This window comes from Neobacillus fumarioli NBRC 102428 (assembly GCF_001591485.1).
GTDB lineage: Bacteria > Bacillota > Bacilli > Bacillales > Cytobacillaceae > Neobacillus > Neobacillus fumarioli.
This window is the reverse complement of record NZ_BCUZ01000230.1, coordinates 1-1,448: the sequence shown is the minus strand read 5'-3', so window position 1 is coordinate 1,448 and position 1,448 is coordinate 1. Positions and strand designations below refer to the sequence as shown.

The 1,448-nt window shown below is 40.5% G+C and carries 1 protein-coding gene; it reads right to left on the bottom strand.

Going from position 1 to position 1,448, the window contains the following annotated elements; translation table 11 throughout:
* Window positions 1–10: 10 nt before the first annotated feature.
* A complete protein-coding gene (locus BFU02S_RS15790; protein WP_066372746.1) occupies window positions 11–1,393 on the bottom strand; it encodes a glycine--tRNA ligase in 1,383 nt (460 codons plus the stop codon).
* Window positions 1,394–1,448 lie beyond the last annotated feature (55 nt).

Below are 1,448 nucleotides of genomic sequence, written 5' to 3'. Positions count from 1 at the left end.
CCCATTTCCTTTAGAAAGAAATCTTATCTTGGATATAGTTTACCAGCTGTGAGATTGGCAGGCGTGTTTGCTCCATTGTATCTCTGTCCCTGACAGTTACCATTTGATCGTCTTTTGAATCAAAGTCATAAGTAATACAGAAAGGAGTTCCGATCTCATCATGGCGGCGATATCGCTTGCCGATGGAACCTGCTTCATCATAATCGATGTTAAAGTGTTTAGATAACATCTCAAATACTTCTTTTGCACCATCTGAAAGCTTTTTCGATAATGGCAGAACAGCAGCTTTAAACGGTGCCAATGCAGGATGAAAATGCATAACAGTTCGTGAGGTACCATCTTCAAGTTGTTCTTCATCATAGGCGTCAATCAGAAACGCCAAAGCAACACGGTCGGCACCAAGAGATGGTTCAATACAATATGGAATATACTTTTCATTCGTTTCCGGATCAAGGTAATGGAAGTCTTCACCTGAATATTCCATATGCTGTTTCAAATCATAATCTGTTCTTGAAGCTACACCCCAAAGCTCGCCCCAACCAAATGGAAACTTATATTCAAAATCAGTCGTGGCGTTGCTGTAATGGGACAGTTCTTCTTCCGAATGATCGCGAAGTCTTAAGTTCTCTTTCCTTAGTCCAAGCGACAACAGCCATTCTTCCGCAAATTGCTTCCAATAATCAAACCATTTTAGCTCTTCACCAGGCTTGCAGAAAAATTCAAGCTCCATTTGTTCAAATTCTCTAGTACGGAACGTAAAGTTTCCCGGGGTAATCTCATTGCGGAAACTTTTGCCAATTTGGGCAATTCCAAATGGAAGCTTCTTGCGCATTGTCCGCTGCACGTTTTTAAAGTTAACAAATATCCCTTGCGCGGTTTCAGGTCGGAGATATATTTCATTGGCACTAGTTTCTGTTACCCCTTGGAATGTTTTAAACATTAAATTAAACTGGCGGATGCCGGTAAAATCATGGCTACCGCAATCAGGGCAGGCAATGTTGTTTTCCTTAATCAGTTCTTCCATTTTGGAAAATGGCAGACCGTCAACGACCATTTCGACACCTTTTTCTTCCAATGCCTGTTCAATTAATTTGTCAGCTCGGTGACGGGCTTTACAATTCTTGCAGTCAATCATCGGATCATTAAAGTTCCCAATATGGCCGGAAGCTTCCCATGTTCTTGGGTTCATCAATATGCTAGCATCTAAGCCCACATTGTATGGGGACTGTTGTACAAACTTTTTCCACCATGCCTGTTTAATATTATTTTTAAATTCTACGCCTAATGGGCCATAATCCCATGTGTTTGCAAGTCCGCCATATATTTCTGATCCAGGGAAAATAAAGCCTCTGTGTTTGGCATGTGAAACAATTTGATCCATTGTTACAGTCATTGTTCAAAACTCCTTTGTAAAATTTCTATAAAATAGGCTCTGTTAAAGGTAGATG